Genomic DNA, 16,094 nt, shown 5'->3' with positions numbered 1-16,094 from the left:
TGGGCGCTTGTCACTCGCCCGGCGGTGGCGTAATGCCGTAACAGCGAGCAAAGTGTTTAATAAGGATAGATTGCATGAATTTAAGATGGCTGATTGTTTTGGTTCTGTTCCTCGCTGGCTGTTCCAGCCACACCGCTAAACAACCTGTGTGGGACCCAACGAAACCGGTCCAGCGCGCGCTTACCTGGATGCCCATAACCGAACAGGCGGGAAAAGAGTGGGGTGTCAGCCCGCGGGTGATTACGGCTATCATCGCCGTAGAGTCCGGCGGTAACCCGGCGCTGGTCAGTAAATCCAATGCGGTTGGCCTGATGCAGATTAAAGCTTCAACGGCAGGCGCCGACGTTTATCGCCATCTGGGGTGGAGCGGGCAACCTTCCACCAGCGAACTGAAAGATCCGGCGCGTAATATCTCTATCGGAACGGCCTATCTCAGCATTATGGAACATGGCATTCTCGCCGGGATTGAAGATCCGCAAACCATGCAGTACGCCTTGCTGGTCTCCTATGCGAACGGGGCGGGGGCGCTGCTCAGAACGTTTTCCTCAGATCGCAAAAAGGCCATCAGCGACATCAACGACCTGAGCCCTGACGAATTCTGGGATCACGTTGCGAAAAACCATCCCGCCGCCCAGGCGCCGCGCTACCTGTATAAAGTCTCGCGGGCCATGGAAGCGATGTAGCATTATTTCACGCGGTCGGCCTTTTCCCGGGCTGACCGTTCTAACGAAAAAATAATCCGCTGTAATTCCCGCTCAACCGCCGGGTTGACGTTGAGAAAGCGGAAACTAAGACGCGGCGTGCTGACGGTCTCATTCTTGTTGTCCACCACCGTGCGTTCTGAAAGCATCACCAGCTGCATATCAAAGTGAAACTTACCCCACTCCACAAGGTCGATTTCCACCTGCGCAAAGCGCATACCAACGCTCAGCCCATCAGGCAGAGGCCCATCCACCAGCGCGCCCATACCGCCCAGCGATAAATCACACAGCCTGAAATCAAAGAGAGTGCCGTCCGGCAGTTTCGTATGGCAGAAATAAAACGGCTGGAGCGGGGCGTTAATACGGAAATACTCTCGTCGTTGCACAAACCACAAGCTTGGCGGCAGCGGCGAACTAAACGCGGGGAGATTGAGGTAATTCACGGCCTGCAGTCTGGGCAGCGTAAACTCTACTTTTGCTCCCTGAGTTTCTGCCGTGAACTGAATATCGGTCGCTTTCTGCGCCGCCAGGTTTTCCTGCGACTGGCTGCCGAAGTCCATGACCAGCTGCGCAGGCGACACGTCCAGAATTTTACTGATGAACTGCCCTGCGTTCCAGGTAAGACGTACCGGGACCTGGTGCTTGTGAAGATCGCGTAGCACGCCTAATACAGCGAGAGGACTTTGTTTCAGAAACTGCTCGTTATAATTACTCAAGGCCCTGGTCCTTGTTGTCTTCTGAGATAGTGATAAGCGAGGTTATCGGCAGGGAAAAAGGAAACTTAAGATAAATCTCAGGCAGTTAGCGCGAAATTTCCGATAAGCTAGTGATGTGCGTCACGTTTTTCTGCAGCTTGATTATACTTAGCGTACCGACAGACCGATCCCTGCCTCTTGTAGCGGTTCGAATCTGTTACTACTCACAATAATGAAGAGGACTTTCAAAAATGGGTATCATTGCCTGGATTGTATTCGGTTTGATCGCTGGCGTTATCGCGAAATTCATCATGCCTGGCAGAGATGGCGGCGGTTTTATCCTGACCTGTATCCTGGGTGTTGTGGGCGCGTTAGTCGGCGGGTGGTTGGCGACATTTTTCCATATCGGCGGCAGCGTAACCGGCTTTAACCTGCCAAGTTTCCTGGTCGCGGTTGTGGGTGCGATCGTCGTGCTGGCGATTTTCCGCATGGTGCGACGTTAATCGCTTTTAAGCTTTACGAAAACGGCCCCTTCCGGGGCCGTTTTGCTGTTTAGCCTGGCTGCTACTGTCGGGTAAAGAAATCGTTGTACAGCATATACAGATGCGCCGCGCTCCATGAGAAGTTTGGCGCCCCTTGCTGTTGGCCATTCAGCGGATTGTAATTTTCGCGAATAGGCCCGTCTGTCACCAACCCGTCGGCATGCGCAAAGAAGCGGTTTGCCATTTCAACCGCATCGGCACGATAGCCGTAACGCTCCATGCCTTTTAGTCCAAAGTAGAGTTGATCCACCCATACGCGGCCGCGCCAGTAAATATCCGCCCCGAAGGCCGGGTTCGTGAGCGAAGCGGTGCCCAGCGGGACGTAGGTATTAAACTCTTTTGGATCTTTCATCACCCTGACCACCGCATCGGCATGTTGCTGCGTAGCGGCGCCGTTGAACAGCGGTGACCAGCCTTCCGGTCCTTTACCGCGAGCCACGATGGGCTGCCCCGCACAGCCGTTTTTCAGCGGCTTATCCTCTATGCGAATATCGTAAAAGAAGCCGGTGCCGGCATCGAACATACAGGTATTGATATAGTCCGCGAGGCGTTGCGCATGGCGATAGAATTTTTGCGCCTCAGCCGTTTTGCCGAGAATTTGCGCCATGTCGCCTAGATACCGGCTGTCGCTGTACATATAGCTGGCCTGATCCACCGACTCCTGCAGCAGAGAGTAACCGAGCAGGGTTCCGTCCGGCGCGTGATTTTCGGCAAATAAAACCTGCCAGTCTTCTCGCTTACCGCCTTTCTCCAGGTAACGCCGCAACTGGTCTGGGTCGATAAAGCCGAATACCGCCGCGTCGTCACGCCCGGACTCCCACGAGGCGGCAACCTGAGCGGGGATATCAATGCTGTCATAACGTCCGCTGCGCAGAATACGGTTGTAGTTATCAAGGCCGACCAGCTTTTGTTCTCTGTTAGCGCGTTTAACGGTGAAGATCATTTCGCCCTGCGGCGTATTGTGAGCCTTGTCGCGGGTCGCTCCATACTCCGGCACCCCGTTGCCGTTGCGATCGCGATTGCGCAGCCACCAGTCATGATAAGCCACCAGATGAGGATACATTTCCTCAAGCCAGGCCTTATCTCCTGTGGTTTTGTAGACTTCCATTACCGACCACGCCGCAAGGCTAGGCTTGCTGTTGCGCTCGTTCCAGTTGCTGCCGTCACCGCCGCGCTCGGGGCTGGTGTTATAGGCGATCAGATCCGGCACAAAACCCACATCCCACGGACGATGCGGATCGTCGGCTGGTATCTGCCAGGCAAATACCGCCCGGATATTGTCTTTTGCCACCTCAGGATTGAAGTGAGCCATCGCGTAGGCCTGCTTCCAGCTATCCCACGGCCAGGTCTGGTTGCCGGAGAACCAGCGCCCGGTGACCGACGGCGTGACGGAGTCAAACTTCATCGCTCCTGCAACGCCGCGCCAGTTGCCGTTCAGCGTTTCAATCGCCTTTACCGCCACGCGAGTTTGCGCCGGGGTGGCTTCCGGGTTGGTTAATCCCGTCTTCAGGTATTTCTCCCAGCGCTGTGCGGAGGCCGCAAGCCAGGGTTTGGGATCGTGAAGGATAGCGGCGATTTTGCCCTGCTCCTTTTGCACTTCCTTCGCGGTAAGCAGGTGAGAATAGGTGGTGTAAACGGTAGTCGATCGCGAGATGCTGGCCTTTGCCACAAAACGGTGGCCGTCGATTTGCATGCTCATCGGCAGCGTTTTATGGATTTGATATTGCGATTCACCGGAGGTCATCAGGTTTGACGAAGCGCGCACTTTGCCAAAGGTGACGGTCAGACCATCGGCGGCGGCGTGTAAAGTACGGGTGTAATCGGGAAACACCTGTTCAATGGTCTTATCTGACTGCGGCTTCTGCTCCTGGTCATGGTATTTTTCCAGCAGCTCGCCGTCCCATACCAGCTCAAGCGGCGCATCGGTAGCGATTTCCGTCGCCAGTAAAGAGGTGCGGGAAGTGACAAAGCGCAGCGTCATCGTCACCGTGATGCCGGGCGCGGTAAGCGTCTGGATAAGCGCGCCCGGTATGCTGTAGGCCTTCATGGCAAACGCGACTTTATGTCCGGCTTTATAGACGCTCAGGCGATCAAAATTGTTCGCCATAAAGTTAATATACTCTTCCGTAAGCAGCGCAGGGCCGGGGAAACCGCCCATACCCGCCTGGCTTGCGGGCAGCAAATGTCCGTGCCAGGCCCCGTCGTCAAAAAGCGGGTTGAAGCGCTGATGTTCATCAAAATCGTAATCAAGCATCGCCTGCGGAGCACCGGTACGATCGATAACATTCCGGAACTCGTTGGCTTTTAAAGGCGCGGCGTCCTGATGGGTGGTTTTGCATCCGGGGAGTAATAGCAGGGCCGCGAGCGGGGCAAGACGGAATAAAAGTGTCATGTTGTATCCTTACCAGTAAAAATATTGCATCACGAATACCGAATTGCCGGCGTCCGTGGTGTCGTTATGCAGATAAAAGCGGCTATCCAGCGCGGTGGCTAATTTCCCGCCGAAATACTCATACCAGATGCCAAACTGGGCGTAGGAGGTGGTCCGGTCTTCGGCGTCATCCAGCAGGTGCTTCGCGTAGCTCCATGCGGTGGAGAAATAGAGCCCCTTCGCGGGTTCGATCATGGCGCTAATCATCATCCCGTTTTCGCAGCCGGCATCTTGTCCGTTGCCTTTGCCGCTGTGGTGCCAGACGCGCCCGGCCAGGTGTTTGTTCTGTAAGCCCAGCAAATAAAGTTGCCCGGTGCCGTCGGTCACTTCCAGCCCGTTGAGCAGGGTTAAATCCTGCCCAATATCGTACTGAAGGTAGCCATTGATCATCGCCCGGTAGGAGTATTTATCGGCGTAGCGGTCGTATTTACCGAAATGAAGCCAGGCTTTGCTTTCGTCGACGCGGCTCTGCGGTGCGGCGGTAATGCTGTAGCGCAGATCGCCAGTAAGGTTCTGCACCTTGCCCGCCCACGTTAAATCGCGCGTGTTGGGGATGACGTAACCATATTCCGGCGTGAAGTCGCCCCACCACTGCAAATCATCCAGCGATGAATCGTTGCGCACCCCTAAGATCCATTCGGTGCCTTTGTCGGTCCGGTAGCCGCCATAGAAGCGGTTGATGCCTCCTTCGAAGCCGCCCCAGCTGTGATCCGGCACCCAGGCATTGCCCTGATGGTCTGCCTGCACCGTCCAGCCTTCGCCGTACAGCAGCCCGAACCAGCTGCCTTGCTTCACCTCCAGACCGCCTTCGATGTAGGTGCCGTCGCTATATTTATGCTTATCATTGCCGTTCAGGTAAACGCTGCCGCCCAGCCCCAGTTCGCCATAAAAACGATAAGCCGCCCCGGCAGGGGCCGCCGCCAGCGGAGGAGGTTCGGGCAGCCGGTGTTCGGCCGGCACCGCTGATTCTGCGGCAAGTAGCGCGCCGCCCGGTAAGAGCAGCAGGGCAAGCGTAGCCCCGGAGGAAAACTTAAACATAAGTGCAGTCCTTCTTGTTATCGGTAGGTATGGGCAGGGGAATGGCGCACATGTTAGTTAATATTTTACTAAAAAATACACTTAAATTAGTAAAGCGATAAGTGGATCACAGGGTTATCCGAGGCGGTTGCGGGTTAGGTGCAGGGGTATACATGTACCGGAGATGGCATTAAGCTATTGTTTTCGGCTGATGATTATTGGGATGTTATGGCTACATTGAAGGAGATCGCACAGGCGGCCCAGGTATCTGTGGCAACGGTTTCACGAGTGCTGAATGACGATCCCACGCTGAGCGTGAAAAGCCAGACGCGTCAGAAAATCCTCGAAGCCGCGGAGCGCCTTGAGTACAAAGTCCCGAGCGCAAAACGCCAGGCCGGCGCACGTCTCACTTTTGCCGCACTTTATACCCATGGGCAGGAGCTGGAAATTAATGACCCCTATTACCTGGCGATGCGCTATGGCATTGAAACGCAATGCGAAAAGTTGGGGATAACGCTTATTTCCTGTTACGACTTCAAAGGCGAACGCCCGCTTGCCGCGGCGGACGGTTTACTGGTTATCGGTAAACCTCAGCCGGCGGCGCAGGCGCTGCTCACACAGCAGGAGCTGCCGCTCGTTTACCTGGACGGCGTTATCGACGACCCGCGTTTTGACTGCGTAAACGTGGATTTGTATCGGATAAGCCGGAAGGTTATCGACTACTTCATCTCGCGCGGCTATATGCGTATCGGTTTTATTGGCGGGCGCGATGACCCGGCCTATGCGGATCAGCGCGAGCTGGCGTTTGTGGAATACGGACGCGCCAAAAAGGTCGTGCGGCCGCAGGATATCTATTATGGCGATTTCACCAGCCAGGCTGGTTATCAGTGTGCGATAAAAATGCTGACCGCCTCTGAAGAACGTCCGCCAGCTCTCTTCGTCGCCACCGACTCCATCGCAATTGGCGTGCTGCGTGCCCTGCATGAACACGGCATTAAGGTGCCTGAGCAGATGGCGCTGATTAGCGTCAACGACATCCCAACCGCACGCTTTGTTTTCCCGGCGCTGTCTACCGTACGTATTCATTCCGAAACGATGGGCGCGCAGGCGGTGAATCTGCTGGCAGAACGCATCCGCGACGATCGGGCAATTCCGCTTTCGCTGTACGTTCCAAGCTCCCTGCAGTTACGCGATACAACAATACCTGAATAATCAACAGTTCATAGTAAACGCCTCGCCGATTTCTACCGTCGGCGGGGCGTTTTGCTTTGCATGCAGGATAACGATTTAATGTGATCCCCGCAGCAATTAGTAAATCTGCGGTTTTTAATTTAGTAAATTTTTACTTATTGTTTGCCCGGAACACACGTAATGAGGATGTCGACGTGAAAAACTGGGAAAACATAGACAGGCAGTCGGAGAATCGGCTACCGCCACGGGCGTGGTTTCATAGCTACGCCAGCGAACAGCAGGCCCGAACGCTCGATCGTACGCAAAGCCTGGGCTTTAAACTGCTGAGCGGCAGGTGGACGTTTAACTATTTTGACCATCCGGACAAGGTTCCGGATGCGTTTTATCATCAGCCGATGCGGGAGTGGGGTGAAATCACCGTGCCCGGCATGTGGCAAATGGAAGGCCACGGCAAGCTGCAATATACCGATGAAGGTTTTCCTTTCCCCATCGACGTGCCCTTTGTGCCCACTAACAACCCAACGGGCGCCTATCAACGCAGTTTTTCACTCACGCAAGAGTGGCTCCAGCGTCAGGCGATCGTTAAATTTGACGGCGTTGAAACCTATTTTGAAGTCTACGTTAACGGTCATTACGTCGGCTTCAGCAAAGGCAGCCGTCTGAGCGCCGAGTTTGATATCAGCGCTTATGTGAAGGTCGGCGAGAATTTGCTCTCGGTTCGCGTTATGCAGTGGGCGGACTCTACCTATATCGAAGATCAGGATATGTGGTGGATGGCGGGAATATTCCGAGACGTCTACCTGACAGGCCAGACGAAAGTTCATCTGCACGACTTTACCGTCGTCACTCAGTTTGATGATAACTACCGCGATGCGGAACTTAATGTCACCTGCGTGTTGGGTCATATTTCCAGCGCTGACACGGCTGGCTATCAGCTTCAGGCGCAGCTGTTTGACAAAGAACGCTGCGTAGCGGAACAGCACCGAAGCGCCTCCCACGAAGCGCCTTGCCGGTTTTCGATGCCCGTTAAAGAGCCAAAACAGTGGAACGCGGAACATCCGCATCTCTATTTGCTGCTGCTGACGCTGCGTGACGCGGACAATGAGATCGTTTCCGTGGTGCCGCAGCAGGTGGGGTTCCGCGATATCAAGGTGCGCGACGGCCTGTTTTATGTCAACGGCAGCTACCTGAAGCTGCACGGCGTCAACCGCCACGACCACGATCATCTCAAAGGCCGGGCAATCGACATGGCCCGGGCCGAGCGCGACATCATTCTGATGAAGCAGCACAATATTAACTCCGTGCGCACGGCCCATTATCCAAACGATCCGCGCTTCTATGCGCTATGCGATCGCTATGGCCTGTTTGTGATGGCAGAGACCGATCTGGAAAGTCACGGTTTTGCTAACGTAGGCGATCTCAGCCGCATCACCGACGATCCCGCATGGGAGCAGGCTTACGTAGAACGTATCGAGCGGCACGTGATGGCGCAGAAAAACCATCCCTCTATCCTTATCTGGTCGCTGGGCAATGAATCCGGTTACGGCTGTAACATTCGTGCCATGGCGGCCCGCTGTAAAGCGCTGGATCCGACTCGCCTGGTGCACTATGAAGAAGACCGCGACGCAGAAGTGGTGGACGTGATAAGCACCATGTATTCCCGCGTGTCGATGATGAACGACTTTGGCGAGTATCCGCATTCGAAGCCACGCATCATCTGCGAATACGCGCATGCGATGGGCAACGGGCCGGGTGGGCTTGCCGAATATCAGGCGGTTTTCAATCAGCATAAGAGCCTGCAGGGCCATTATGTCTGGGAATGGTGCGATCACGGCCTGCTGGTGCATGACGAGCAGGGCAGGGAACGCTATCAGTACGGCGGTGACTACGGCGACTATCCGAACAACTATAACTTCTGCATGGACGGGCTTATCTATCCCGATCAGCGTCCCGGGCCCGGCCTGCGCGAATATAAGCAGGTTTTATCTCCCGTAGCCATTCGCCGCGTGCAGCAGGCGGACGTATTGCTGGTGGATAACCGTTACTGGTTCAGCACCCTTGACGATATTGAGCTGCTTGTAAGCTATCAGCTTGCAGGCGAAACGCTGGCGCAGCAAACGCTGGCGATACCGCATATCCTGCCGGGTGAAACGGGCGAGCTGCATCTGTGTCCGCCAGCCCTGCCTGCCGGAGAAGCATTTATCACTGTAGAAATTTTCAGGCGCAGCGCTACCGCCTGGAGCGACGCTATGCATCCCCTCGGGCATTATCAGTTTCTGTATCAGGAAGCGGCTTGCCGTGCGCCGTATCCTCAGAAGGTGCAGGGCGCGCCAGAGAGTGAAACGCACGGGCATCGGTTGATTATCCGCGGCTCCGATTTTGCGCTGACCTTCTGCAAGCTGAGCGGCGAACTGCTCTCCTGGCGTGTGGATGGAGAAGAAATTGTCGGACGCGCGCCGCATCTCTCCTTCTTCAAGCCGGTGATTGATAACCACAAGCAGGAGTTCGAAGGGCTCTGGGAACCGTACCATCTGCATCTGATGCAGCATCATTTCCGTGAAATGCGGCATCTCCCGCGCGGCGATGAAGTGGTGATAGAAGTGGATACGGTTATCGCCCCGCCGGTATTCGATTTCGGCATGCGCTGCACTTACCGCTGGCGTATCACTGCCGCAGGGCAGGTTACGCTCGATCTTACCGGGACACCTTACGGAAATTATCAGGCGATCGTTCCAAAAATCGGTCTGGATTTTGGCCTCAGCAGACGCTTTAAGCAGGTGGAATATTACGGCCGCGGACCGGGTGAAAACTATCCGGACAGCAGCCAGAGCAGCCTGATTGGCCATTATCGTCAGCCGCTGGACAGCCTGTTTGAACGCTATCCGTTCCCGCAGGACAACGGCAACCGTCAGCAGGTGCGCTGGCTTGCCGTTGAAGATGAAAAGGGCAACGGTATTTTCATTCAGCCGCGCAACCCTCTTAACTTCAGCCTCTGGCCTTACAGCGCGGAAATGCTGCAGCAGGCGCAGCATATGAACGAGCTGGAGGAGAGCGCGTACCTGACGCTGAATCTTGACCATCAGATCCTCGGACTGGGCTCCAATTCCTGGGGTTCCGAGGTTCTCGATTCGTACCGGGTCTACCTGCAGCCGTTCCGGTACGGCTTTGCGATGGTGCCGTTCCGTCAGGGGCAAGCCAGCGCCGCGATGCTTGCGAAATACAATTTCCTGCCTCGTGCAGAATGGGGGGATGCGTAATGATTATTTTAGACACTCTGGAAGATTTCCAGCGCATATACCGCGCAGGGAAAAAATGGCAACGCTGCATGGAGGCCATTAATAACCTGAATAATATCCTGCCGGATGTCTTCTATTCGGTAGGCGATTCGCTGGTTTATCGCCTTGCGGCAGGCTCAGTAGAGAAGGCCGGGTTATTTGAAGGACATCGCCGTTATTTCGAGGTGCATTATTACCTGTCCGGGCATGAGACGGTGGAATATGCCGATAAAAAAACCTTAACCCCGGAAGTGGCTTATCGGGACGAGAGCGACCGCGAATATTTTTGTGGGAAAGGCGAAGCCCGCACGCTTGTTGCGGGAAACGTCGCTATCTTCGAAAACCATGAGGCGTACCGCTTCAGTGAAAGCTCCGGCGTTAAAAAAGCGATCCTGAAGGTCACCGTTGAGGAGACCTATTTCCTGAACAAATAACCTTCCCGGCCCTGACTGGTAGTAAGCGGCAAGGGCCGAAACAACACAATAAAAATATCCTACAAAACGTGGAGTATGTTCATGGCTTCGACCAGCAGAAATACAATTGGCAAGTTCGGCTTATTATCAATGACGTTTGCGGCGGTATTCAGCTTCAATAACGTCATTAATAACAATATCCAGTTAGGTATCGCATCGGCGCCGGTATTCCTGGTGGCGACCATCATCTATTTTATTCCGTTCTGTCTTATCATCGCGGAGTTCGTCTCGCTAAACCGTAATTCAGAAGCGGGCGTTTATGCGTGGGTAAAAAGCGCGTTGGGCGGGCGCTGGGCGTTTATCACCGCTTATACCTATTGGTTTGTAAATCTGTTCTTTTTTACCGCGCTGTTGCCAAGGGTTATTGCCTACGCCTCTTATGCGTTCCTCGGGTATGACTATATCTTTACCCCGTTGACCACCTCGCTTATCAGCATTTGCCTGTTTGCTTTTTCCACCTGGATTTCCAACCACGGGGCAAAACTGCTGGGGCCGATGACATCGGTAACCTCCACCCTGATGCTGCTGCTGACGTTCTCCTACATTATCCTTGCTGGCGCGGCGGTGATCGGTGGCGTAGAGCCAGCCGATCCGATTAACGTGCAGGCGATTACCCCGCAGTTCAGCTGGGCATTCCTTGGTATCATCGCATGGATATTCCAGGCCGCGGGCGGCGCGGAGTCCGTGGCGGTTTACGTTAACGACGTGAAGGGCGGCAGCAAAGCCTTCGTGAAGGTGATTATTCTGTCCGGCCTGTTTATTGGCGTGCTCTACTCGGTCTCCTCCCTGCTGATTAACGTCTTTGTTGATAAAGGCGCGCTGCATTTTACCGGCGGTACGGTTCAGGTATTCGAAGGGCTCTCCCGTCATTTTGGCCTGCCTCCTGTCCTGATGAATCGTTTTGTGGGGATCGTTTCGTTTACCGCGATGTTCGGCTCCCTGCTGATGTGGACGGCGGCGCCGGTAAAAATCTTCTTTACTGAAATTCCAAAAGGTATTTTTGGTGAGAAAACAGTTCGTCTTAACCAGCACGGCGTGCCGACGCGCGCGGCCTGGATCCAGTTCCTGATCGTTATTCCTTTGATGCTGATCCCAACGATTGGCTCAGGCAGCGTACAGGAACTGATGAACACGCTGATCAATATGACCGCCGCCGCGTCGATGCTGCCGCCGCTGTTTATTATGCTGGCCTACCTTAATCTGCGTCTGAAATACGATCGGGTTGAGCGCGATTTCCGCATGGGCTCGCGGATGCAGGGAATAACTATCGTCAGCGTGCTGATTGTTATCTTCACCGTTGGATTTATCGCCTCAACTTTCCCGACCGGGGCAAGCATCATGACCATCGTCTTTTATAACGTTGGCGGGCTGGTGATCTTCCTCGGCTACGCCTGGTGGAAATACAATAAATATGAGAAGGGACTCGATGCCAGGGCGCGCTATGACGCGGATACGCCTTTAGCGCAAATCGCGCTGGAGCGTCAGCTGGGAACGCCAGCGGCGGTAAAACCCGCCGGAAGCGTAAGTCTGTAAGCAAAGAACCCCTCTTGCGCAAGGAAGAGGGGTTCACGTATTCAGAAGTCGTAACCCACGGTTGCGATAACCGAGCGCTCCGCTCCCCAGTAGCAGTAGCCCGTCCCGTAGCAGCCCGCAACGTAGTCACGGCCGGTCAGGTTGGTGGCGTTAACCTGCACGAAAGCGCCTTTCAGCGCAGGCGTCCACGCGCCCATGTCGGCACGAACCATCGCGTCCAGCAAGGTGACGGAAGGAACGCGCAGGGTATTTTCGTTATCCGCCCATTGCTTGCCGATGTAGCGCACGCCAGCGCCCATGCTGATACCAAAATCGGTTTTGACTACGCCCCACAGGCTTGCCATCTGGTCAGGCGTTACGTACGGCGTGTTGCCGTCGTTACCGTCAATGGCGTCTTTAAAGCGAACCTTATTCCAGGTATAACCCGCGATGGTTGAGAAGCGATCGTTCCACTGTGAACGGGCTTCCAGCTCTACGCCCTGAGAATGCACTTTACCGGCAGGCTCATAGTAGCTGCCCTGCACGATACGGTTGCCCACATCCTTCTGCGTCAGGTCATACAGCGCGATGCTGTACATATCGGCGGTGCCGACCGGCTGATATTTCACGCCGGCTTCATACTGTTCGGCAGTCGTGGGCTTCAGCAGTTTGCCATCGGCGCCTGGCAGCACCTGCGGCGTGATTGCCTGGCTGTAGCTGACGTATGGCGAAACACCGTTCTGGAACGCATACAACAAGGCTGCGCGGCCGCTGAAGTGGTCGTCGGTACGGTTATCGGTTACGTCGCTTTCGATGGCTGGCGCAACGATATGGCTTTTGGTCACGATATGGTCATAGCGCCCGGACAGCGTCATATGCCACTGGTTCCACTGCATATCGTCCTGCAGGTAGACGCCGCTTTGTTCATACTGGCGTTTACCTGATTTAGTCAGCAGGCCCTGGTTAATAGTGGCGTAAGTCGGGTCGCGCGGATCGTAATAGTAAAAACCGCCGGCGCCGCCGGATTCGCCGGTCCACGGGTTCAGGTTCGTCGTGTAAGCGGAGTCGTCTGAGAGATGGTTGGTAAACTTGTGGAATTCGCCGCCCAGCACGACCTTATGCGCCAGATCGCCGGTAGCAAAATCAGCTTCCAGCTGGTTATCAATGGCAAAGGCCTCCAGGGAGGACGTTTCACCGCTGTAGTAGCGCATCAGTTCGTTGTGCGCCGCATCTGCCCAGCCAATCTGATAAGCCTGCTTCAGATCCACGTTCGAATGGGTATAGCTCGCGCTGGAGCGGAACGCCCAGACGTCGTTGAAGCTGTGGGCGAATTCGTAGCTGTAAATCTGCTGGTGGCGCTTGAACTCATCGTTGCCAGGCTCTACGTCAGAGAAGCCGGTACTGATTTTACGGCCGGTTGAAGAGTAGATGCTGCCATCGCCCGGCACGGAGCCGTGGAAGCCGCCGGACGGATCTTTTTCCAGATACGCCCGCAGCAGCAGCGAGGTGTTTTCGTCCGGCTGCCAGAGAAGAGAAGGTGAAATCGCATAGCGTTCTTCGCGCGTGTGCTCGTACTGGGTATCGGTGTTTTTCGTCATGCCGGTAATGCGATAGGCCCATTCGTCGTTAATCGCATTGGTGTAGTCGAACGCCGTGCCGTTGGTGTTGTTATTACCGTACAGGGCACGAACATGGCCTTCCGCGACAAACTGAGGACGTTTTGAGGTTTCCATCACCAGGCCGCCGGGGATGGTTTGCCCGTAAAGCGCCGACGAAGGTCCTTTGATGACGTCAATACGTTCCAGGAACCACGGATCGACCTGCACCACGTTGTAGCTGCCGCCGTCGCTCATCAGGCGCAGGCCGTCGAGGAAGGTGTTGTTTACATCGCCACCGTGAAAACCACGCAGGGCAACGGTGTCATAACGTGTCGCCCCTCCAGCGAAACCGGTGAACGCGCCAGGCGTGTAGTTCAGCGCGCTGTTCACTGACAGCGCACCCTGATCTTCAATCTGCTGACGGGTAACGACGGAAACGGACTGGCCGGTGGTAATCAGCGGTTCGTCGGTTTTGGTCGCTCCGCGGGTGGTGGTAGCGGCGTAACCCTGAGTGGGGGAGGTTGCGGTATCTGCTGGTCTGGCGGTGACGACGACCGTGTCTTCTGCCATAACGTATGCCGGAGCGGCAAGTGCAAGCGCGCAAAGTAAAGCGGAGCGCTTTACGGTGAATGCCAGTTTCATTTTATTATTGTCCCGTGAAGGTATAGTTGTTATCACCAACGGACGCCGCAGGCCCTAAAGTCAGCCGGGCATCCGTGGGCGCCACTGCGTAATGAATGCGAATTATTATCGTTATTGTTATCAGTTTCAAGCGTGGATTTGGAGAGGAAGAGGTTTTAAGGCGAGGGTAAAGCGGTATTTTTTAGCGCTGGAAGGTAGCGACAGGGCGGGTAAGCTGCAGGCTACCCGCCGCAGATAAAGAGGTGGAGCGCGCTTGCGCTTACCCACCTGATAAAATTATTGTGTCATCGCAGGCTGAGGCGTTTCCTGCGCTTTCTCCGGGGTTGTGGCTGTTGCCGGCCCAGGCGTTGCCGAAGGGAGCTTATCCGGCGCGGAATCGCACGGTTTTTTGCTGCCGCAGAGCATATCGAGCATTTTAAGCGTCACGCCGTTGGTCCAGCCAAAACCATCCTGTAACGGATATTCACCGCCGCCACCGCCTGTGCCCGTACTCGTCACATCATATTTTTCCACCAGCTTTCTCTCGCGGTTATAGGTGTGCTGCACGTTGGTCAGGAAGCGCCAGCTGACTTCCATCGCCAGGTCTTTGTGTCCGTAATTCTGCAGGCCTTCGGTGGCGACCCATTGCAGCGGCGCCCAGCCGTTTGGCGCGTCCCACTGCTGGCCGGTTTTCACGTTGGTGGTGGCCAGCCCGCCAGCTTTAAGCAGCTGCGCGCGGGTGACCGTAGCCATTTTGTCGGCCCGGTCCTGCGACGCCGCGTGAACGTAAAGCGGGAATAGCGCCGCCGCGGTTAGCTGGTTGCGCACGGCGTTACTTTGCAGGTCATAATCCGCATACCAGCCTTTGCTGGCGTTCCACATATGCCCCTCAATGGCTTTCTGACGCGCATCCGCGAGCTGCTGATACTTCTTAGCCGCCGCCTCGTCTTTTACCACGACGCTGGCATGCGCCAGCGTTTTTTCAAGCTGGTACATCAGCGCGTTCAAATCTACCGGCACGATAGACGTGGTGCGGATAGAGCCTAACTGATTAGGGTCATCCATCCAGCGCGAACTAAAATCCCATCCCGATGCGGCACCGGCGCGCAAATCACGATAAATCTCCGTTGCCGGGCGGTCCGGGTTATTTTTCGCCGTGGTCACGTCGTCAAGCCAGGATTCGGTACGCGGCGTATCGCGATCGTCCCAGTAGCGGTTGAGCACGGAGCCATCTTTGAGCTTCACCACGCGCTTATTCGCCTGGCCCTGCGACAGACTCTCGCTGCCCTCCATCCAGTAAGCGTACTCTTTTTTAAGCTGCGGCAGATATTTGCTGTAGACCTCATCGCCGTCATGGCTGGCGAGCAGCTCGACCATAAAGGAGAAGAAAGGCGGCTGGGAGCGGCTCAGGTAATAGCTGCGGTTGCCGTTGGGAATATGGCCCCAGGTATCAATCTCGCTGGCAAAGTTATCGGTCATATCCTGCACTTTGTCCCAGTGCCCGCTTTCGGCCAGCCCCATCATAGTGAAATAGCTGTCCCAGTAATAAACCTCGCGGAACCGGCCGCCCGGCACGACATAGGGTTTTGGCAGCGGCAGCAGCGAATCCCATTTACCGACGCTATCGGTCGTGCGCGTCAGCACCGGCCATAGTCCATCAATATGTTCACGCAGCGACTGCCCTTCAGGCGGGACATATTTTTCACCCTCTTTCGGCAACACGAAGTTCATTTCGACAAAATGCTTCAGGTCAAAGCTGGACTGGCTGCGCTGCATGCGGTAATCCGCCAGAATCATCAGCGGATCGCCTTTCGGGACCGCATCGGCAAAGCTTTTCTGGTCGGGGAAAAGCTTCGCGCTTTGTACATCGCTGAACAACGGGCCGAGCAGAACGTCCGGCGGCTGCGGCTGGGTTCGGATTTGCTGGTTGTCATCGGCGGCAGCGGGAAGGGTGAAGGTAACGAAGGCGCAACCCAGCGCCATCTGGATAGCAAGCAGTAACGTTCGCGGACGGCGCAAAACAGGATTTATCATCTAT

Annotated in this window: 11 protein-coding genes; 6 read left to right on the top strand and 5 right to left on the bottom strand. The window is 55.4% G+C overall.

Annotated features, from left to right (window positions below; translation table 11 throughout):
* The first annotated feature begins 74 nt into the window (after window positions 1-74).
* Complete coding sequence (gene emtA, locus WLO31_RS11665) at window positions 75-683, top strand: membrane-bound lytic murein transglycosylase EmtA (protein WP_435926768.1); 609 nt, start codon at window positions 75-77, stop codon at window positions 681-683.
* Between the two features lie 2 nt (window positions 684-685).
* On the opposite strand, the gene ycgR is transcribed toward emtA, so the two are convergent.
* The gene (gene ycgR / locus WLO31_RS11660) at window positions 686-1,417 is read right to left on the bottom strand and encodes a flagellar brake protein YcgR (protein WP_435926767.1); all 732 of its coding nucleotides are present in this window, start codon (window positions 1,415-1,417) and stop codon (window positions 686-688) included.
* Between the two features lie 230 nt (window positions 1,418-1,647).
* Here ycgR and WLO31_RS11655 point away from each other — a divergent pair, with 230 nt between their 5' ends.
* Complete coding sequence (locus WLO31_RS11655) at window positions 1,648-1,899, top strand: GlsB/YeaQ/YmgE family stress response membrane protein (protein WP_435926766.1); 252 nt, start codon at window positions 1,648-1,650, stop codon at window positions 1,897-1,899.
* 61 nt (window positions 1,900-1,960) lie between these two features.
* Here WLO31_RS11655 and ygjK read toward each other — a convergent pair whose 3' ends face one another.
* The gene (gene ygjK / locus WLO31_RS11650) at window positions 1,961-4,330 is read right to left on the bottom strand and encodes an alpha-glucosidase (RefSeq protein WP_435926765.1); all 2,370 of its coding nucleotides are present in this window, start codon (window positions 4,328-4,330) and stop codon (window positions 1,961-1,963) included.
* A 9-nt stretch (window positions 4,331-4,339) separates the two neighbouring features.
* Window positions 4,340-5,407 (bottom strand): protein YgjJ, encoded by a 1,068-nt coding sequence (gene ygjJ / locus WLO31_RS11645; RefSeq protein ID WP_435926764.1) that lies wholly within the window; start codon window positions 5,405-5,407, stop codon window positions 4,340-4,342.
* A 207-nt stretch (window positions 5,408-5,614) separates the two neighbouring features.
* Here ygjJ and ebgR point away from each other — a divergent pair, with 207 nt between their 5' ends.
* From ebgR to WLO31_RS11625, 4 genes are all read left to right on the top strand, one after another.
* The gene (ebgR, locus tag WLO31_RS11640) at window positions 5,615-6,598 is read left to right on the top strand and encodes a transcriptional regulator EbgR (RefSeq protein ID WP_435926763.1); all 984 of its coding nucleotides are present in this window, start codon (window positions 5,615-5,617) and stop codon (window positions 6,596-6,598) included.
* Window positions 6,599-6,771: 173 nt separating this feature from the next.
* A complete protein-coding gene (ebgA, locus tag WLO31_RS11635; protein ID WP_435926762.1) occupies window positions 6,772-9,834 on the top strand; it encodes a beta-galactosidase subunit alpha in 3,063 nt (1,020 codons plus the stop codon).
* Window positions 9,834-10,286: a beta-galactosidase subunit beta gene (locus tag WLO31_RS11630; RefSeq protein WP_435926761.1), complete on the top strand. Its 453-nt coding sequence runs from the start codon at window positions 9,834-9,836 to the stop codon at window positions 10,284-10,286. Before ebgA ends, WLO31_RS11630 begins: the two co-directional genes overlap by 1 nt.
* An 81-nt stretch (window positions 10,287-10,367) precedes the next feature.
* Entirely contained in the window at window positions 10,368-11,858 is a 1,491-nt protein-coding gene (locus tag WLO31_RS11625; protein ID WP_435926760.1) for an amino acid permease, read from the top strand.
* 41 nt (window positions 11,859-11,899) lie between these two features.
* Here the strand turns inward: WLO31_RS11625 and WLO31_RS11620 are convergent, their stop codons facing one another.
* Together WLO31_RS11620 and treA are read right to left on the bottom strand one after the other, a co-directional pair.
* Window positions 11,900-14,077, bottom strand: a complete 2,178-nt coding sequence (locus WLO31_RS11620) for a TonB-dependent siderophore receptor (protein ID WP_435926758.1) — start codon at window positions 14,075-14,077, stop codon at window positions 11,900-11,902.
* A gap of 276 nt (window positions 14,078-14,353) precedes the next feature.
* Entirely contained in the window at window positions 14,354-16,090 is a 1,737-nt protein-coding gene (gene treA, locus WLO31_RS11615; protein ID WP_435926757.1) for an alpha,alpha-trehalase TreA, read from the bottom strand.
* Between the last annotated feature and the right edge of the window lie 4 nt (window positions 16,091-16,094).

This window comes from Dryocola sharpae (assembly GCF_051307055.1).
In the GTDB taxonomy this organism is placed as follows: domain Bacteria; phylum Pseudomonadota; class Gammaproteobacteria; order Enterobacterales; family Enterobacteriaceae; genus Dryocola.
Note: the sequence above shows the minus strand (reverse complement) of the source record. Positions and strands in the feature narration are given on the sequence as shown.